Source organism: Streptomyces sp. NPDC001270, assembly GCF_042896695.1.
Classification (GTDB): Bacteria; Actinomycetota; Actinomycetes; order Streptomycetales; family Streptomycetaceae; genus Streptomyces.
In genome coordinates this window covers 728,362-746,186 of the sequence record NZ_JBIAXM010000001.1, presented here as the reverse complement: position 1 = coordinate 746,186, position 17,825 = coordinate 728,362, and the positions used below count along the sequence as shown (strand labels likewise).

Sequence of the window (17,825 nt, the reverse complement as noted above, 5' to 3'; positions counted from 1 at the left end):
TAGGAACTGCTGATGTCCGTGGTCGACCGACAGGAGTGGGACGTCGTCGTGGTCGGCGCCGGCGGCGCCGGACTGCGCGCCGCGATCGAGGCGCGGGAACGGGGCGCCCGTACGGCGGTGATCTGCAAGTCGCTGTTCGGCAAGGCGCACACCGTGATGGCCGAGGGCGGCATCGCGGCGGCCATGGCCAACGTGAACGAGCACGACACCTGGCAGGTGCACTTCCGCGACACCATGCGCGGCGGCAAGTTCCTCAACCAGTGGCGGATGGCCGAGCTGCACGCGCGGGAGGCCCCGGACCGGGTGTGGGAGCTGGAGACCTGGGGTGCGCTGTTCGACCGTACGAAGGACGGGAAGATCTCGCAGCGCAACTTCGGCGGCCACGAGTATCCGCGCCTCGCACACGTCGGCGACCGCACCGGTCTGGAGCTGATCCGCACCCTCCAGCAGAAGATCGTCGCCCTCCAGCAGGAGGACCACCGCGAGAGTGGTGACTACGAGTCCCGGCTGAAGGTCTTCCAGGAGTGCACGGTCACCCGGATCCTCAAGGACGGCCGCCGCGTCTCGGGTGTCTTCGCCTACGAACGCGAGACCGGCCGCTTCTTCGTCCTCAGGGCGCCCTCCGTGGTGATCGCCACCGGCGGCATCGGCAAGTCCTTCAAGGTCACGTCGAACTCGTGGGAGTACACCGGCGACGGGCACGCCCTGGCGCTGCTCGCCGGGGCGCCCCTCCTCAACATGGAGTTCGTGCAGTTCCATCCGACGGGCATGGTCTGGCCGCCGTCCGTGAAGGGCATCCTCGTCACCGAGTCGGTGCGCGGCGACGGCGGGGTGCTGCGCAACTCCGACGGCAAGCGGTTCATGTTCGACTACATCCCCGACGTCTTCAAGGAGAAGTACGCGGAGTCCGAGGAGGAGGGCGACCGCTGGTACGAGGACCCGGACCACAACCGGCGTCCCCCCGAACTGCTCCCCCGCGACGAGGTGGCCCGCGCCATCAACGCCGAGGTGAAGGCGGGCCGCGGCTCCCCGCACGGCGGGGTGTTCCTGGACGTGTCGACCCGGATGCCCGCCGAGGTGATCCGGCGCCGGCTGCCGTCCATGTACCACCAGTTCAAGGAGCTGGCGGACGTCGACATCACCGCGGAGGCCATGGAGGTCGGGCCGACCTGTCACTACGTGATGGGCGGTGTCGCGGTCGACTCCGACACGGCGGCGGCACGCGGCGTGCCCGGACTGTACGCGGCCGGTGAGGTCGCGGGCGGCATGCACGGCTCCAACCGGCTCGGCGGCAACTCGCTCTCCGACCTGCTGGTGTTCGGACGCCGGGCCGGACTGCACGCGGCCGAACACGCGACGGCGGCGGGCGACGACCGTCCCCGGATCACCGACGCGCAGGTCGAGGAGGCGGCGGCGGAGGCCCTCGGCCCGTTCTCCGCGGCCGACGGCACGAGCACGGCGGCCGGCGACGGCACGGCGGAATCCGGCCCGCCCGAGAACCCGTACACCCTCCACCAGGAACTCCAGCAGACCATGAACGACCTGGTCGGCATCATCCGCCGCGAGGGCGAGATGGAGCAGGCCCTCCAGAAGCTGGCCGGGTTGCGGGTACGCGCCCGCCGGGCCGGTGTCGAGGGGCACCGCCAGTTCAACCCGGGCTGGCACCTCGCCCTCGACCTGCGGAACATGCTGCTGGTCAGCGAGTGCGTGGCCCGCGCGGCGCTGGAACGCACGGAGTCACGCGGCGGCCACACCCGCGAGGACCACCCGACGATGGAACGCGCGTGGCGCAACGTCAATCTGCTGTGTGCGCTCACCGACTCCGCCGACGCGGACCGGGACCCGGCCCGCGACCGGATCGCCCTCACCCGCGAGACCACCGAGCCCATCCGCCCCGACCTGCTCGCCCTGTTCGACAAGGAGGAGCTGGTCAAGTACCTCGCCGAAGAGGAGCTGTACGAATGAGCAGCTACGAGGCCCGTTTCCAGGTGTGGCGGGGCGATGCCGAGGGCGGCGGCCTGAAGGACTTCCGGGTCGAGGTCAACGACGGCGAGGTGGTCCTGGACATCGTGCACCGCCTCCAGGCCACCCAGGCGCCCGACCTGGCGGTGCGCTGGAACTGCAAGGCGGGCAAGTGCGGTTCGTGCTCCGCCGAGATCAACGGACGGCCCCGGCTGCTGTGCATGACCCGCATGTCGGTCTTCGACCGCGCCGAGACGATCACCATCACCCCGCTGCGCGCCTTCCCGGTGATCCGCGACCTGGTGACGGACGTCGGCTTCAACTACCAGAAGGCCAGGGAGGTCCCGTCGTTCGTACCGCCCGCGGACCTCGGTCCGGGCGAGTACCGCATGATGCAGGAGGACGTGGACCGCTCGCAGGAGTTCCGCAAGTGCATCGAGTGCTTCCTGTGCCAGGACACCTGTCATGTCGTACGGGACCACGAGGAGAACAAGAAGGCGTTCGCGGGCCCGCGCTTCCTGATGCGCGTCGCCGAACTCGACATGCACCCGCTGGACTCGGCCGCCGAAACCGGCCTGGACCGCCGCACCACGGCCCAGGACGAACACGGCCTCGGCTACTGCAACATCACCAAGTGCTGCACCGAGGTGTGCCCCGAGGGCATCAAGATCACGGACAACGCGCTGATCCCGATGAAGGAACGGGCGGTCGACCGGAAGTACGACCCGCTGGTGTGGCTGGGGGCGAAGATCAGGCGGCGGTCTTAGCCGGGCGGGGTCCTGGACGGGGTCCTCGCGACGGGAGTGACCCTTGCCGGGCGGATCCGAAAGGGCAGGTTCGGCGAGGGTGTTCGCGATCGGCCCCCTGTCCGCGGAGGACGACGAGGACGACGAGGACGACTCTCTCTTCAGGGCTCGTGGGAAACTCGGCGCATGTTTCCCGGATCCCTCTTCCGTACGGTCGCACTGGCCGCGCTCGTCGCTCTCGGCTCGCTCTCACTGTCCGCCTGCGGCAGCGGCAGCAGCACGTCCGGGGGCAACGGCCGGACGGACTACGTCATGGACGCGGACGGCATCGCGACGGTCGCCGAAGGAGAGCGGAACCCGGCCGGCCCTCTCAAGGGCGAGGACCTTCAAGGCGGGCACCTCGACGTCGCCGCCTTCCGCGGCAAGGTCGTCGTGATCAATGTCTGGGGCTCCTGGTGCCCCCCGTGCAGGGCCGAAGCCCCCTATCTCAACAAGGTCGCCAGGGAAATGAAGCCCCAGGGTGTCGAATTCGTCGGCATCAACACCCGCGACGGCGACAAACATCCGGCCAAGGCATTCGAAGACGACTTCGACATGTCGTACCCGAGCCTCTACGACCCGACCGGGAAACTGATCCTCTCCGGATTCCCCAAGGGCACGGTGAGCCTTCAGGGTCTTCCGGTGACCATCGCCCTGGACCGGAACGGAAAGATAGCGGCCAGAATATTCGGCGGCACCGATGGCGGCCAACTGCACAGGATGCTGGATCCTCTGGTCGAGGAGAAATGACCGCTACCCGTCCGACACGATGGCCACCGAGTGAACTCAATCACTCACGACCCACCACCTCGGCTGGGTCCCTTACGAACCTGCTGGCCTTTACCGGACCCCGGAGAAGGGTAAGGAGAAGAAAGAGAAGTCGCGCGCCTTCGCCCGTCCATGGAGGACGGATCCACCCTTGCATGCCGTGATATTTGCTGGTTGACTTGCAGCGCATCTGGCATATGTACCGGGTACGACCCTTGCGGGTCCACAGACGAGGGCGCGACTGGCTCACTTTGCGCGTCCGGGGGTAGCGCGACCTCGGCGCCGTCAGAAATTTGACCCAGCCACGCTAGAACAGCATCGTCAGGCCCAGAAGTCCGTGAAAATGGTAGCGATCCTTGCGGGTCCATGGGCGAGTGCGCGACTGAATCACTTGGCGAGTCCGGGGGTAGCGCGACCTCGGCGTCGTGATGAACGATGTCCAGCCGTGATTGCAGAGCAGCATCGTCCGACCCATCAAACCGTGAAAGTGCACCAAAATTAAACCCCAGCTCGTACACCCTTTCCACCAATTCACCACCTCCACCCAGACGGTCCACGTGGAGGCGAATATGGCGGTTGACGGACTCCCAGTCATAGTCTTTATTTTCCTTGCCGGCATCCACCGCCTCAGCCCACACCTCATGCAGGTGAGCATCGTTTCCTCGCAAGCTCACCGGCGAGGGGGGCAACAGGAACTTCCAGTCAGCGGTCTCTTCCAGCGCCGCCCGCTGCTGCGGAGAAAGCCGCGCGACATCGGTGGACAGGTAATCTCTCAACGGCATGGTTCCTCCAGAGCCAGAAGACGCATTCCCCGTACACGACAACGTCGCAGCTGTCCGTACGGTTCAAGAGGACGCATCGTCGCGCCATGACCGCTTCTGGACCGTGGACTCAATCACTCACGACCCACCGGCTCAGCGTCCCCTGCGACTCTGCCGGTTTGGGTCGGTCCGCCGAGAGGAGTGAGCAGGAGGCTGCCGCGAAGGAGGTGCGTCCGCTCGTGCGACTGTGCTGGGCAATCCCGACCTTGCGTACTGTGAAATCAGCGGGTCTATCTCCGCATATTGCGGCACCACCTGCCCGTAAGCGAACGAATCCGATTGCATTTCCACGGCAGCCACTTGGTGAACGAAGGTCAGCCGTGACTGTAGAGCATCCTCGACAGACGCATAATCCCGCGAAAAGCGACCAAAATCATACCCCTGTTTGTACACTTTCTGCAACAATTGAGCATTGTCTAGCCTGTCTCCACTCCGTCGGGCTGCGTACTCGGAAGCGCGGTGGTTGACATCATTCCAGTCAAAGTTTTCACCGTTCTTACCGGTCCTCATAGCCTTATCCCACGCCCGATGCAGGCGCTCATCGCTTCCTCGCGAGCTCACCGGCGAGACGGCCGCCAGGAACCTCCAGTCAGCGGTCTCTTCCAGTACCGCCCGCTGCTGCGAAGAAAGCTCCGCGACATTGGTGGACAGGAAATCTGTCAACGGCATGGTTCCTCCACAGGCAGAAGACGCATTCTGTGCACGACAACGTCTCAGCTGCCCGTTCGGTTCAAGAGGACGCATCGTCGCGCCATGACCGCTTCTGGAACCTGGCAGGTGGACCGGCTTGCCGCGACCGGTGGGACGAGTGCGCACACCCGTCCACGCTCTGGAACGGCGGCCCGGAAAGGGGCGCCGTTCCAGGGGATACGTCGCCTTCCGCCGCTGCGCCTGGCTGCCTGCATCACGTTCACTGCCGAGGCGGCAGTGAACGTGATGGTGAGCCGTTGGCTGCCGACGGCATGGCCGGCCCGGACGAGTTGCCGCGGACAGGAGACGTTGCCCGGAGGACCGCCGCACGTGGGTTCTATCCTGCGGCGGCCCGCTGCCCCGCATACAGCCGCCGCGACGACTGCCGTACCATCTGCTGATTTGCAGTATCTTCTGCCACGCCGAACAGATCCCGCGCCCGATTCAACGCCCTTTGCTCATCAGCCCGCTGCGTCGGATCCTGGGTCTGTTCCGACCGCTGCCACTCCCTGTTCCATGCCTCCTCCCACTGCGTCTGCGCGCGCTCCGCCGCGTCCCCTGCCTGAGTTATTTCGCGATCCATCTGTTCCATGGCGCTCACGAAGTCGTCTGCCGACATCCTCTGACTGCTGTGAGCGAGCCCCTGTCCCCAGTGGTCCATAGTCCGACGCAACTGGGTCCAAGCCTGCTCAACCGCAGTGAACCTCTCCGCCAGCGAGGGCTCTGCCGGATCCTCCGCGACCTGTCCCGTCGGTAATGACACTTACGCTCCTCCTGGGAATCAAAGGGATCCGCATCCCACACCTGATGCAGGTGAGCTCGTTACCTCGCCAGCTCATCAGCGAAGGGGGACAAGAACCTCAGTCACAACGTCTCAGTTGTCCGTACGGTTCAAGAGGATGCGCCGTCGTGTCACGACCGCTTCTGCAACCTGGCGGACGGACCGGCTTGCCACGCCGGTGGGCCGACCGTGACACACCGAAGACTCCAGGGGACGCACCGACGGGCCTGTCGAAAAACTCCCTGAGTCACCGCCGCCGGACCGGCACGAGCTGGTCCGGCTGATCGAGCCACACCCGCTCGCCGTCGGCGTCCACGGTGAGCCCGAACCGTTCGAACCCCGGTTTCCCCTGCTCCTCCCACCAGCGGTAGGCGGTTTCGATCTCGTCCCACAGTCTTCGGGGGCCGGACTGGTAGACCTCGAATTCTCCGCGGCCCTTCTCGTGGTCCGCCGTGGCCCACGAGGTGACGGCCGTGTCCCGCAGCCACAACGTGTAGGAGCTGTCGTCGTACGACTCCATCCACGGGAACGCCCCGGGGACCTGCACCCCGATGCCGAACATTGCCGGCCAGTCACCCACCGCGTCCGGGGAAAGCGTCGTCACGCTCCGGGTACCGTTCGCCGGCCATGTCCGACCACCGAGGTATTCCCGGACGTGGGTCCGCGGGACGCGCTGAGCCCGTAGCCGCATGAAGGCCGACGAGCCGACGAACCAGCCGGACGCGCTGCCGTCACCGGCCACGGTCAGCCGGACCACTCCTTCCCCGCCGTACGTCGGTCCCCACGGGGCGACGATGATCCCGCCCGGTTTCGTCTGCTCGATCCACTGCCGGGGAACACGGCCGATGGACGCTGTGGCGATGACGCGGTCGTACGGGGCACCCTCGGCGTATCCCTCGGCTCCGTCGCCGATGACGGACACCGGATCGAATCCGGCGTCGTTCAGGCGCCTGCGCGCTTCCCGCGCAGTGTCCCCGTCCACTTCGACGGTGAACACGTTCCGGGCGCCGAGCCGGTGAGAGAGCAGTGCCGCGTTCCATCCTGTCCCGGTGCCGATCTCCAGTACCCGGTGACCCTCTTCGACGGCAAGCGCGTCGAGCATCGAGAAGACCATGCTCGGCATGGAGTTGGAGCTTGACGGGATCCCGCCTCTGCCGGGCCCGGTGTACGCGCCGTCGTCCCACTGGGTCGTGATCGGCGCGTCCCGGTGGACGGCCGCCCACCACATCTCGGGCTCCTCGTCTCGGATCACCCGGTCGTCCTGCCGGTTCATACCGGCGCGACCGGGCCAGATCACCTCGGGGACGAACAGATGCCGGGGTACGGCGTTGCAGGCGGGCAGCCACTCAGTGGTGAGCGCGCCCTTTTCCAGGAGCGCGGAGACGAGCCCCTGGGAACCCGTCTCCTTTTCGCTGTGCGCAGTCACGTTCAGCGGCCGTCCGCCGGACCCTGGCCGTCGTTGGTGTTGCCGCCCTCGTCCGAGCCGCCCCCGCCGTGCTTGTTGCCGCTGTCGCTGTCGTCCTGCGGGTTCCCGCCGTCAGCGGTCGTGAGCCACCATGCGCGCATCTCGATTACCTCCGTGGATCAATCGACTTCCCACTCCCACACCGCTTTTGCGGAGGGAGTCGTGCAGCACCCGCCGAATGCTGGGCGGGAGACCGGCACGCCGCGTCAGCGAGCCGGGGTCTTGGGGTCCCCTCCGGCAAGGAGGGACAGGGCTCCGGCACCCGGCACTACCGCAGAGACGGACGGTGCCTGGCGGGACACGCCCCACTCGTTCAGCCGTTCCGAAACCCACGCGTGAGCGACGGTGAACGACCGGGCGAGGGACGCGATGGACTCGCCGTCCCGGTAACGCACGATCACCTCCGTACTGCTCTCGACGAACCCGGCCTGCGCGGCACGTACCTCGGCCCTCGTCCGGCGCGGCATGCGTCCGCGGAAGACGCGTTGAGCCGGGCGGCGGTGCAGGTGCGCTTCGTAGCGCTGGCGGCGCGGGACGCCCCAGTCGTCGAGCCGGAGCGTCAGCCAGTTGGGGGTGACGCCGTACGCATCGGCGATCCTGCGCACCGGCTCGCCGGTCCGGTACCGCTCGATGATGGTGTCCTTGTCCGCTCGGGCCGCTTCGCGCGCGGCTGCCTTCTCGGCTGGGGTCGGACGGCGCACGGGCCTACCTCCACGGGTCTTCGGCGGATTCGTACAGCGAGTGCGGCAGACCGCCGGTGCGGTGGGTCAGGGTCAGCTGTTCGGGCGGCGAGGGGTCGGGTCTGCCGGTGGTGGGGAGTCGGGCGGGCCGGAGGGACAGGGTGTACGTGCAGTCCGCGTCCGGGATCGCGACGGACAGGGGGCGCCCGCCTCTGATGAGGTCGCGTGCGGCACGCCACTCTCCGGGATCGGTGGCCCATACCCGTAGCTCGGCCGGGCAGTCAGGCAGGGGTACGGCCGCCTTCCGCATGCTCGGCCGTACCCACGCGGACCGCGCGGGGTCGGGGTCGAGCCGGTCCGCGAGCCGCAGGGCTTCACTCTGGAGCCAGCGGAGCGCCAGCACCGGGGAGATGGTCCAGAAGGTGCCCAGGACGTGGCCCACCGTCTGGTCTGTGCCGAACACCGGTCCCTTCGCGCGTACCTCGGCCCGGTAGCCCGCCGGTCCCGGTCCGCCGCTCACGCCGGGCCCTCCCGCCACATCACCCACGGACGTTCGATCACCTCGGCGTAACTGGTGTGCTCGGGGTGCTCACGCAGGTGGTCAAAGGCCCATTTCTGCGGCTCGCCCGGGTTCTCGCTCGACGGCGACTCCGCCGCGCACGCGGAGTCGTCGCCGTCGAGCATGAGACATCGGAGTACGTACGTGGTCGGTGGGGCGTCGTCGTCACGGTCGGGCCGTAACGTCCAATTGAAGAACGTGAAGTTACGTCGGGTCAGGGGGTTCACAGCAGCTCACCCCGGCTTCGTGCGTTCGCACGGGCGGTCTCTGCGCGTAGGCGCTGCTCGGGGCTCGCGGGTTGCACGTAGGCGGGGTCGGCGTCCCATTCCTGACCGCCGGTGACAGGCCGAAGAGACCACACTCCGCACCACTCGCCGCGGAACTCGCCCACTATGCCCCGCCCCACGTCGTGAAACAGAGTCCCCACGGCGGGCGCCGCCGGGATGTTCGTGGGTCCAGTCGCTCCCGCCCATTCCTGGTCGGGAGGTGTCTGGCTGCTCATGGCTGGCCCCTCGCTTTCACAGGGTGATCTCTTCACCTCTAAGCAACCGCACGACCACGCTCCGGGGTAGCTTGGAGTCCGGACCAGGACTTGAAAGCCTTGAAAGTTCGCACGGGGAGTCGGGGCGATGAGCAAGCGGGAACCGAACGCGGGATTGGCTCGGCTGATCAGCGAAGCCGGTTGGACTCACGCGCAGTTGGCACGGCAGACGAACGCCGTCGGCACCGAGACAGGCACCCCGTTCCGCTACGACGAGTCGGCCGTGACCCACTGGCTGAACGGGACGGTTCCGCGGGACGCCGCTCGGCGATGCATCCTTGAAGCCCTGCGGCGAAAACTGAACCGGCACGTCACCTACATCGAAGCGGGCTTTCCACTCCCCAAGGGCGACCACCCGGCCACCGCAGACGACACGGTGGAAGGGGTGATCGAACTGGGCAGGCAGGACATGGACCCGTCACGGCGCGGCGTCCTCGGCGCCGGATTGTTCTCCGTGGCGCTCACCATCCCCGGTTGGCAGGACGTGGTGGGGCGCCTGGAGGCGTTCGGGACCGGACGGGTGACCCGCATAGGGATGCCGGAAGTCCGGACGGTCATCGACATGACCACCAAAGTGTCCGAACTGGACGATCAGTTCGGTGGGCGTCACGCACGCCCCATGGCCGCCGCGTTCATGGTCAACACGGTAGCCGGCTATCTACGCGCGGACGCACCGGAAGACGTCCGCAAGGCGATGCTTTCTGCAGCCTCGGACCTGCTCTATCTGACGGGCTATATGGCGGTGGACGAAGGACTGCACGGGCTCGCGCAGCGCTATTACGTCAAGGCCCTGGAGCTTGCGGGGGCGGCTGATGACCACCTCACTTACTGCACCACTCTGCGCGGTATGAGCGTGCAAGCGGTCGACCTGGGTCACAGCGCGAGGGCCATGGAGTTGGCGGAGGCCGCTGCCGCCGCGTCTCCGAAGGCAGGGCCACGGATGCAGGCTTTCCTTGCCGGCCAGCAGGCACATGCCGCCGCACAGATCGGTGACCGAAGCAGGTCACTGCGGTACATCCGCGAAGCGGAGGCTGCTATGGACCGCGCCGAGTCTCGTGGCAAGGTGTTCGGCTCGTACGATCCTTCGGCGCTTAACTATCACATCAGCCAAGTCCGTTACGAACTTGGCGACGCCCATGGGGCCGTTGAAGCCCTTCAGCAGTCGGACCGGCTGCTCTATGACATCTACCGCCGGACTCGGGTACGCCAGCGCACCTACCTGGCTGAGCGCCAATTCGAAATCGGCCACCTCGAAGCCGCCTGCACCACCTGGCACCAGGCACTCGACGATTACCCCATGGTGCAGTCCGGCCGAGCGGATGAGCGGATGCGGACCATGGTCAGGATGATCAAGCCACATACGCGAAATGCTCACGCACGGGCCCTGGACGACCGAGCCCGAACTACCCTTCCCGCTTCCCTGCACTGACGGCAGAAACCCTGTCACACCTCCCCGTGCCGGAAGGCACGACAGCACCCTTCCGGCGTGAACTCCGCCGCGCTGGGTGTCACGCGAACGTCAGGACGTCCGCCGGGCGGTCGAGCCAGGCGCGGGTGGCCCCGTCCGGGCCGACCGTGAGACCGAACCGGTCGAGGTCGGGCCTGCCCCGCTCCGCCCACCAGGTCAGCGTTTGCTCCACCTCGTCCCACAGTCGGCGCGGCCCGGACTGGTGGACCGTGGCGACCGGCTCGCCGCTGCGGAACTCGACGGCGGCCCAGGACCGGCTCGTCAGGTCGAAGAACCACGCCTTCGCGGTCTCCTGGTCCGTCTGGTTGACGACGTGGGCGCAGTCCGGCACACAGAGCCCGACCACGAACCGGGCAGGCTGGTAGCGGTCCCCCAGATCCGCCAGGGTGACCGCTGTACGGGACACTTCGGCGTCGCCGGGGAAGGCGGGGACGTAACCGCGGAAGCGGTCCCAGTCGAGACGCTGAGCCCGTAGTTTCATGAACTCGACCATGCGCAGGAACGGCCCGGACGCCTGGCCGTCCTCGTGCACGGTCAGCCGGACCAGCGCGTCCTGGTCGCTGTAGTGGGTGCCCCACGGGGCGAGGATGATCCCGCCCGGCCGCGTCTGCTCCAACCACACAGGGGGGATGGCCCGCACGCCCGCCGTGACGATCACGCGGTCATACGGTGCCCCGTCCGGCCATCCGTCCCGGCCGTCTCCCTGGACCACCTCGGGGCTGAGTCCGGCCCGCTTCAAGGCGGTGCGGGCCTGCTCCACGACCGCGGCGTCGATCTCGACGCTGGCCACATGGGAACTGCCCAACCTGCGCGACAGCAGGGCGGCGTTCCAGCCGGTACCGGTGCCGACTTCGAGCACCCGCATGCCGTCGCTCACGTCCAAGTCGCGGAGCATCGAGGCAACGACGTACGGCATGCTCGCGGAACTGGTCGCCACCGTGCCCGGCTCGGTGCCGATGTGCCGGCCGTCGTCCCACTGGGTGACGATCGGGGCGTCCGCATACGCGGCCCGCTCCCACGCTTCCGGGTCGTCGCCACGATGGACGGGGACGCTGCGGCCGGTGGCCATGTCGTAGGACCAGACGAGATCCGGCAGGAACAGCGTGCGCGGTACGGCCCTGAACGTCTCGGCCCATTCGGGCGTCAGGGCTCCGATGTCGCGGAGGGACCGCGCCAGTTCGTCACTCGTCACTGGCGCGGCCGTCCTGACCAGGGGTGAGCGTCACTTGCGGTGCTTCCCGTCACCTTCGGGGCTGCCACCGTCCGGGGGCGGCGGCGGGGGCGGCGTCCAGGGCTCGCCGGGGAGGCTGTCCCCGTTGTCACCACTGTCCCCGTCACCCTCGTACCACACGAACGGTCCCTTCATCGTCGGGCCCTCCCTCACCTCGTACGGAACCCGTCAGGCAGAGCGCCGAACGGGGTGTACTCACACGTACGGTAGTGGGCTCTCCTGCCCGCCGGGGCGCCATCGGGGGGCGGGTAAGGACGACATGGTGCACGTTTGGCGCCGTCCGTACGTCGCGCTCACCCCACCCACCCCTCTCGATACCCCCGCCAGTCCTCCTCCGTCGCCGCGAAGTCCACGTACAGGGCGACGCCGAAGCGGGGGCGGTCGGGGGCCGTGCGGGACAGGCCCAGGCGGACGCCGCGGACGGCGGCCGGGACGGTCTCGGCGTGCGCCCAGTGTCCGAAGCGGTTCTCGCTGAAGAAGGGCAGGCCCATCAGGAGGTCGGTGGACTCGGGGGTGACCTCCAGGGCCAGTGAGGTCTGCTGGGCGACATAGCCGCCGTACAGGCTCTGCAACGGCTGCATGGTGTCGTACGACATCACGGCGATCTGGTCCACCCGGCGTGCCACCTGGCCGAAGAACTCCTGCGACCACCACTTGGGGTGACCGGTGACCGCGCCGAAGACGGAGTGGAAGGAAGGCAGCGGGTCGATCTGGTGGGCGGCGACGGAGAGCAGGGCGTCGTGCTCGCGGGTGAGGCGGTGCAGGTCGTCGAGGAGGGCGAGGTAGTCGCGGTCGCCGGAGTGCAGCGGCTCCAGGTCGAAGTGGGCGCCCTCGAACCCCGCCGCGAGGATCTGCCGGGTGGAGCGGACGACGGCGGTCCGGGTCTGCGGGCGCTCCAGGCGCAGTCCGTCGGGGCTCTCGGTGGCCAGGACGTCGCCCAGCCATGCCTGGACGCGGACGCCGGGGAGTTCGCGGTGCACGGCGGCGATCAGCCAGGCGGCCTTCGGGTAGGCGGACTCGGGGAGCGTGCCGTCGTGTTCCAGGGGGCCGGAGTGCACGTACAGGTCCCGGATGCCGGTGCCGTCCAGTTGCCGGGCGAGGGCCGCGACGTCGGCGTCGTCCTTGCGCCCGTCCACCCAGGCATGGCCGAGCCAGAGGGCGTCCCGGCCCCGGGTGTAGGTGCCGTCGGCCGGATCCCCCGCGTAGTTCACCCGCAGCGCGACGCCCGCGGCGAGGAGGGGGAGCAGGACGACGAGGGCCAGAGCGCCGGCCGCCCAGCGCAGGCGTCTTCGGCGGCGGCGCCGCGGTCCGTGCGGTGCCGCGGCGGCGGGCGGCGCGGCAGCGGGCGGCGCGGCAGCGGGCGGCGCGGCAGCGGGCGGCGCGGCAGCGGGCGGCGCGGCAGCGGGATCCTGGTCCGGGACGGCCGGGTCCTGGCCGGAGGCGGCCTCCTGGGTGGCAGCGTCTTCGTCCGGGGTGGCGCCGGACGGCCCGGGTTCCGCCGCCCGCGCCGGTGCCGCGGCGGGCTCCGGTGCCGCGGCGGGCTCCGGTGCCGGTCTGGACTCCGGTGCCGGTTCCGTGGTCATGCCGTCCCTCATCTCGTCGTCCCCGTGCCGTCCCGCCGTCCCCTGCCGTCGCCTCGTCCCCCGCGCGTATCCATCCCGCTCGCGGAGCCGGGCAGCCGCCCATACGCTCCGAAATGTGACGTCATCCGTGTTCCGGGGCCGGCCCAGGCATGCCGCGTCGTACATATCCGTGCGGGTGGCGCACACCGTGCTGGGCGGTTCCGTCTCGGTCGCGTGGCTGGTGTTGCCGGTGATGACGATCGGCACCCAAGATCCGGTTCCCGCGGTGCGGGCCGGACCGGTGGCCGTGGCCGAGGCCGCCGCGCCGGAACAGCACGCGCCGGAACAGCACAGGACGTCCCCGGCCGATCTCGTCGTACCGCTGGTGGCCGTGGGCACGGCGGGGGTCCTGGCGGGATACGCATACCTACGGCGCACCCGGCGGGCCCGGACCCGTACGACGCCCGGGTCCGCGTCGGGAGAGCCGCCCGCGCGCACCCACGTCGTGTCCGACCGGCAGGCCCGGGCCGCGCTGGTCGCGGCGGACGACGCCGTGCGCACCAGCAGGGAGGAACTCGCCTGGGCCGCCGCACGGTTGGGGGCCGCGGCCGTCGAGCCGTTCATCCGGGCGCTGCGGGCGGCCGAGACCGAGCTGTCGGCCGCGTTCGCGATACACCGGCGCTACGAGGAGGGTCTGCCGGGCGACGCGGGCGCCCGGCGGCAGGCGCTCGTGGGGGTGCTGGGGCGGTGCGCGGAGGCCGGGCGGCGGCTGGACGCGGAGGCGGCCGGGTTCGACCGGACGAGGGCACTGGAACGCGACACGGGCGGGGCGGCGGAGGCCACGGAGGGGCGGGTGCGGGAGCTGGCCGGGCGGGCGGCCGACGCGGAGGCGACCTCGGCCGGGCTGGTCGAGCGGCATGGGCCGACGGCCGTCGAACCCGTCCAGGGGTACGCCGTACAGGCCGGGGACCGGCTGGTGTTCGCCGCCGCGCAACTCGACCGGGCCCGTCAGGCGGCCGGTACGGGCGAGACGATGCGGGCGGTCCGCGGGCTGCGCGCGGCCGAGGGCGCCCTCACCCAGGCGGACGTCCTCGTGACCGGGGTGGCGCGGCTGTCCCGTGATCTGCGTGAGGCCGCGGCGCTGGTACCAGCGGCGCTCACCGGCGCCGAGGCGGCGCTGGCCGACGCCCGGAGGGGCATGGGGACCGGCGGGTACGCCCCGTTCGAGCGGAGCCGGGCGCTCAGGAGACCCCCCGGCCGCAACGGCACCGCGGCCGGTCGCAACGGCCGCACGGTCGGCCGCACCGGCGCCACCGCCGACCGGCGACCGCCCGCCCCGGTCCCGCCGCCGAAGCAGCTCGTCCCGGTGGGCGAACTGCGTGCCCGGCTGGCGCACGCCGACACCGTGCTGGCCGCCGTACGGCAGGAGCTGACCGGCGGGCCGTACGACCCGCTGGACGCCCTGCGGCGGATCGCGCGGGCCGTCGAGCCGGTCGGCGCGGGCCACCGGGGCGTCGTGGCGCTCGCCGGGTTCCGTGCCGCGCGCAGCGCCGCCGCGACCGCCGAGGACTTCGTGGCCACCCACCGGGCGGCGGTGGGCGCCGAGGCTCGCACGCTGCTGGCGGAGGCGGTACGGCGGCTCGCGCAGGGCGACACCGGGGCCGCCGACGGGCTCGCCCGCGTGGCCCGGACCCTCGCCGAGCGGGACGTGCGCGTCCACGGGACCCCGTACGCCGGTGCGGCCGGGCACGACCTCGGGCTGGCCGGTGCCGTCCTCGGCGGTGTCCTGCTCGGCGAGGACCCCGACGGCGGCCCTCCGGCGAGCTTCGGCGGGCCGCTCACCCGGGGCCGGCTCAGAACAGGCTGAGCAGCGCCTCCGCCGGGTCCGTCAGGGCGTTCTCCCCGTCGGGGAGCGGAAGTTCGAACCAGACGGTCTTGCCGCGCGGCGTCCGCCGGGAACCCCACGCGGCGCTGAGCAGGCCGACCAGTTGCAGGCCCCGGCCGCCCTCGTCGGTGTCCCGGGCCCGGCGGCGGCGCGGCTGGACCAGACCGGAGTCCCAGACCTCGCAGACCAGGGTGCGGTCCAGCAGCAACCGCAGTCTGATCTCGCCCTCGCCGTAGCGCAGCGCATTCGTCACCAGCTCGCTGACCAGCAACTCCGTGGTGTCCACCAGGGGTTCCAGGTCCCAGCTGAGCAGTTGGCCGCGCGCGTACTCGCGGGCGCGGCCCACGCTGCGCGGCTCACGCGGCAGCGTCCAGTCGCCGACCGACTCGGCGGGCAGGCCCTGCACCCGGGCCATCAGCAGCGCGATGTCGTCCTCGCCGTGGTGGGTGTCGAGGGTACTGAGGACGTGGTCGCAGATGTCCTCCAGGTTGGGACGGCCGTCGGCGCGCGGCGCCGCCGCCGGGGACCGGGGGTCGGGGGCGAGTCCGGCCGGGTTGGTCAGCGCGCCCACGAACGCCTGCAACCCCTCGTCCAGCGGATGGTCGCGGGACTCGACGAGTCCGTCCGTGTAGAGGGCGAGCAGCGCGCCCTCGGGCAGTTCGACCTCCACCTCCTCGAAGGGTTCGCCGCCCACGCCGAGCGGCATGCCCGGCGGCACGTCCAGCATCAGTGCCGCCTCGCCCGGCTCCACCAGCACCGGCGGCAGATGCCCCGCGTTGGCGAACGTGCAGCGTCTGGTCACCGAGTCGTACACGGCGTACACGCACGTCGCCAGGTAGACCTCGGAGAGGTCCGCGTCCCGGGGCTGGCGGGCCGTGCGGGTGGCCTGCTGGATGCCGCCGGGCGTGCCGAGGCCGCGGGCGATCTCGTCCAGCGCGGACAGCACCTCGGCGGGCTCCAGGTCGAGCAGCGCCAAGGTGCGTACGGCCGTGCGCAGTTCGCCCATGGCCACGGCCGCGCGCAGACCGCGGCCCATCACGTCACCGACGACCAGCGCCGTGCGGTGCCCGGGGAGTTCGATGACGTCGAACCAGTCGCCGCCGACCTCGGTGGCCGCGTTGCCGGGCAGGTAGCGGCAGGCGATGTCCAGGCCCGACGCCTCCGGGTCGCCGGGTGGCAGCAGGGACCGTTGCAGTATCAGCGCCCGCTCGTGCTCCCTGCGGTACAGGCGGGCGTTGTCGATACAGACCGCGGCCCGTGCGGCCAGTTCGACCGCGAGGTCCCGGTCGCGGTCGCCGAACGGTTCGCTGCCCTTCGTACGGGAGAACTGCGCGAGGCCGACGACCGTGTCGTGGGCCACCATCGGCACGGCCAGCGTGGACTGGACGAGGCCGCCCTCCTCGGCGGGGACGGACTGCGGACGGGCGGCGCGCAGGGCGCCCGCGCAGGGCGAGTTGAAGGGGTAGTGGTGGACGGCGCCGACCGCGACGGGCGAGCCGCCGCCGACGAAGGGCGCGCCGGAGACCGCGCTGGCGAAGGCGACCCGGCGCAGGTCGGCGCTGCCGTCGGCGAGGCCCGGCGGGGTCTCGTCACCGGCCAGCAGCCCCTGGTAGAGGTCGACGCTGGCGAGGTCGCAGAACCCGGGGACCACGACGTCGAGGAGTTCGCGGGCGGTGGTCTCCAGGTCGAGGGAGTTCCCTATCCGGGCGCCCGCCTCGTTGAGCAGGGCGAGATTTCGCCGTGCGGCGGCCGCCTCGCGGGCGGCGGCCCGGCGGGCCGTGACGTCCGTGCCGAGCCACGCGATGCCGAGCGGGCGGCCGGTGCCGCTCTGTACCCGGTAGAGGTTGACGGACCAGTGCCGGCGCTCCTCCGAGTCCCGGGTGAAGCCCGTGACGTGCATGTCCGTGATGGGCTCGCCGGTCTCCAGGACCCGGCGCAGGGTGGCGGCGACCCGTTCCGCCTCGCCCCGCGACAGGTAGTCGTGGACCCCGCGGCCACGGTGGTCGTCGGGTTTGCCGCCGAAGAGGTCGGCGATCCGCGTGTTGACGCGCCGCACCCGCAGGTCGGTGTCGATCAGCAGGAAACCGAACGGAGTTTGGCCGAAGATCGCCCGCGAGGCACCGAGGTCGGTCTCGATGCCACGCAGGGTACGGACGTCCACCACGATGCAGACGGCGGCCCGTTCGCCCTCGGCGGTCCTGGTCGGCATGACGAACACCTCGGCGAGGCCCTCCTCGCCGGGCCCGCCGCCGTGCTCGTCGGGCAGCCGGAGGGGGACCACGCCGGTCCACTCCCGGCCGTCGAGGATCTCGGCCATCTTCCGCAGGCCGCGCTCACGCTGGTCGGGGGCGACGAAGGCCGCGATGGGGTCCATGCCCACGGCACGCTCGGCGGGGATGCCGAAAAGCCGCTCGGCCCGCAGGCTCCACTGGTCGACGAGCCCGTCGGGGCCGATCGAGAAGGACGCCACGTTGATGTAGTCGTAGAGGGAGCCGGGCGGGCTGCTCTGCCACAGGCCGTCGCCGGGCGCCGCGGCAGCCGCCACGCCCCGAACCCTCGCGCCGTCCGACGGGTCCTCCGACTCCGTGGCCTTCGCTGGTATCTCGCTCACGCGAACCGTCCCCTCC

16 protein-coding genes are annotated in these 17,825 nt (G+C 70.3%); 5 read left to right on the top strand and 11 right to left on the bottom strand.

Annotated features, from left to right (window positions below; genetic code table 11):
• The first annotated feature begins 12 nt into the window (after positions 1-12).
• The 3 genes from ACFY2B_RS03350 (at position 13) to ACFY2B_RS03340 (ending at position 3,497) form a co-directional block, all read left to right on the top strand.
• The gene (locus ACFY2B_RS03350; protein ID WP_390761404.1) at positions 13-1,965 is read left to right on the top strand and encodes a fumarate reductase/succinate dehydrogenase flavoprotein subunit; all 1,953 of its coding nucleotides are present in this window, start codon (positions 13-15) and stop codon (positions 1,963-1,965) included.
• Positions 1,962-2,729 carry a succinate dehydrogenase/fumarate reductase iron-sulfur subunit gene (locus ACFY2B_RS03345; protein WP_390761403.1) on the top strand — a complete coding sequence of 256 codons (768 nt, stop codon included), beginning with the start codon at positions 1,962-1,964 and terminating at the stop codon, positions 2,727-2,729. Before ACFY2B_RS03350 ends, ACFY2B_RS03345 begins: the two co-directional genes overlap by 4 nt.
• Positions 2,730-2,894: 165 nt before the next feature.
• Positions 2,895-3,497, top strand: a complete 603-nt coding sequence (locus ACFY2B_RS03340) for a TlpA family protein disulfide reductase (RefSeq protein ID WP_390761402.1) — start codon at positions 2,895-2,897, stop codon at positions 3,495-3,497.
• Positions 3,498-3,541: 44 nt separating this feature from the next.
• On the opposite strand, the gene ACFY2B_RS03335 is transcribed toward ACFY2B_RS03340, so the two are convergent.
• From ACFY2B_RS03335 to ACFY2B_RS03305, 7 genes are all read right to left on the bottom strand, one after another.
• Positions 3,542-4,297: a hypothetical protein gene (locus ACFY2B_RS03335; RefSeq protein WP_390761401.1), complete on the bottom strand. Its 756-nt coding sequence runs from the start codon at positions 4,295-4,297 to the stop codon at positions 3,542-3,544.
• A 1,066-nt stretch (positions 4,298-5,363) separates the two neighbouring features.
• On the bottom strand, positions 5,364-5,645 hold the full coding sequence (locus ACFY2B_RS03330; protein WP_390761400.1) for a hypothetical protein: 282 nt from the start codon (positions 5,643-5,645) through the stop codon (positions 5,364-5,366).
• Positions 5,646-6,054: 409 nt separating this feature from the next.
• Positions 6,055-7,233, bottom strand: coding sequence for a methyltransferase domain-containing protein (locus tag ACFY2B_RS03325; protein ID WP_390761399.1), 1,179 nt, complete (start codon positions 7,231-7,233; stop codon positions 6,055-6,057).
• Between the two features lie 2 nt (positions 7,234-7,235).
• Positions 7,236-7,373, bottom strand: a complete 138-nt coding sequence (locus ACFY2B_RS03320; protein ID WP_376529684.1) for a hypothetical protein — start codon at positions 7,371-7,373, stop codon at positions 7,236-7,238.
• Positions 7,374-7,478: 105 nt separating this feature from the next.
• Positions 7,479-7,973, bottom strand: a complete 495-nt coding sequence (locus ACFY2B_RS03315; RefSeq protein ID WP_390761398.1) for a hypothetical protein — start codon at positions 7,971-7,973, stop codon at positions 7,479-7,481.
• Positions 7,974-7,977: 4 nt separating this feature from the next.
• On the bottom strand, positions 7,978-8,472 hold the full coding sequence (locus tag ACFY2B_RS03310) for a hypothetical protein (protein WP_376529679.1): 495 nt from the start codon (positions 8,470-8,472) through the stop codon (positions 7,978-7,980).
• Positions 8,469-8,636, bottom strand: coding sequence for a hypothetical protein (locus tag ACFY2B_RS03305; protein ID WP_376529677.1), 168 nt, complete (start codon positions 8,634-8,636; stop codon positions 8,469-8,471). Before ACFY2B_RS03305 ends, ACFY2B_RS03310 begins: the two co-directional genes overlap by 4 nt.
• Before the next feature lie 504 nt (positions 8,637-9,140).
• Here ACFY2B_RS03305 and ACFY2B_RS03300 point away from each other — a divergent pair.
• Positions 9,141-10,481, top strand: a complete 1,341-nt coding sequence (locus ACFY2B_RS03300) for a tetratricopeptide repeat protein (protein WP_390761397.1) — start codon at positions 9,141-9,143, stop codon at positions 10,479-10,481.
• 79 nt (positions 10,482-10,560) lie between these two features.
• On the opposite strand, the gene ACFY2B_RS03295 is transcribed toward ACFY2B_RS03300, so the two are convergent.
• The 3 genes from ACFY2B_RS03295 to ACFY2B_RS03285 all read right to left on the bottom strand — a co-directional run bounded on the left by ACFY2B_RS03295 (position 10,561) and on the right by ACFY2B_RS03285 (position 13,334).
• Complete coding sequence (locus ACFY2B_RS03295) at positions 10,561-11,712, bottom strand: methyltransferase domain-containing protein (protein WP_390761396.1); 1,152 nt, start codon at positions 11,710-11,712, stop codon at positions 10,561-10,563.
• Positions 11,713-11,742: 30 nt separating this feature from the next.
• Positions 11,743-11,886 carry a hypothetical protein gene (locus tag ACFY2B_RS03290; RefSeq protein ID WP_390761395.1) on the bottom strand — a complete coding sequence of 48 codons (144 nt, stop codon included), beginning with the start codon at positions 11,884-11,886 and terminating at the stop codon, positions 11,743-11,745.
• 158 nt (positions 11,887-12,044) lie between these two features.
• Entirely contained in the window at positions 12,045-13,334 is a 1,290-nt protein-coding gene (locus ACFY2B_RS03285; protein WP_390761394.1) for a hypothetical protein, read from the bottom strand.
• Between the two features lie 115 nt (positions 13,335-13,449).
• Between ACFY2B_RS03285 and ACFY2B_RS03280 the strand changes: the two genes are divergently transcribed.
• The gene (locus tag ACFY2B_RS03280) at positions 13,450-15,180 is read left to right on the top strand and encodes a hypothetical protein (protein ID WP_390761393.1); all 1,731 of its coding nucleotides are present in this window, start codon (positions 13,450-13,452) and stop codon (positions 15,178-15,180) included.
• On the opposite strand, the gene ACFY2B_RS03275 is transcribed toward ACFY2B_RS03280, so the two are convergent.
• Entirely contained in the window at positions 15,167-17,809 is a 2,643-nt protein-coding gene (locus tag ACFY2B_RS03275) for a SpoIIE family protein phosphatase (protein WP_390761392.1), read from the bottom strand. The two genes, ACFY2B_RS03280 and ACFY2B_RS03275, sit on opposite strands and share 14 nt — an antisense overlap.
• Between the last annotated feature and the right edge of the window lie 16 nt (positions 17,810-17,825).

What these genes read in the sequence shown, in the direction of transcription:
- ACFY2B_RS03350 (WP_390761404.1), top strand. Translation starts at nt 13, where the DNA reads ATGTCCGTGGTCGACCGACAGGAGTGGGACGTCGTCGTGGTCGGCGCC.
- ACFY2B_RS03345 (WP_390761403.1), top strand. Translation starts at nt 1,962, where the DNA reads ATGAGCAGCTACGAGGCCCGTTTCCAGGTGTGGCGGGGCGATGCCGAG.
- ACFY2B_RS03340 (WP_390761402.1), top strand. Translation starts at nt 2,895, where the DNA reads ATGTTTCCCGGATCCCTCTTCCGTACGGTCGCACTGGCCGCGCTCGTC.
- ACFY2B_RS03335 (WP_390761401.1), bottom strand. Translation starts at nt 4,297, where the DNA reads ATGCCGTTGAGAGATTACCTGTCCACCGATGTCGCGCGGCTTTCTCCG.
- ACFY2B_RS03330 (WP_390761400.1), bottom strand. Translation starts at nt 5,645, where the DNA reads ATGTCGGCAGACGACTTCGTGAGCGCCATGGAACAGATGGATCGCGAA.
- ACFY2B_RS03320 (WP_376529684.1), bottom strand. Translation starts at nt 7,373, where the DNA reads ATGCGCGCATGGTGGCTCACGACCGCTGACGGCGGGAACCCGCAGGAC.
- ACFY2B_RS03305 (WP_376529677.1), bottom strand. Translation starts at nt 8,636, where the DNA reads ATGCTCGACGGCGACGACTCCGCGTGCGCGGCGGAGTCGCCGTCGAGC.
- ACFY2B_RS03300 (WP_390761397.1), top strand. Translation starts at nt 9,141, where the DNA reads ATGAGCAAGCGGGAACCGAACGCGGGATTGGCTCGGCTGATCAGCGAA.
- ACFY2B_RS03290 (WP_390761395.1), bottom strand. Translation starts at nt 11,886, where the DNA reads ATGAAGGGACCGTTCGTGTGGTACGAGGGTGACGGGGACAGTGGTGAC.
- ACFY2B_RS03285 (WP_390761394.1), bottom strand. Translation starts at nt 13,334, where the DNA reads ATGACCACGGAACCGGCACCGGAGTCCAGACCGGCACCGGAGCCCGCC.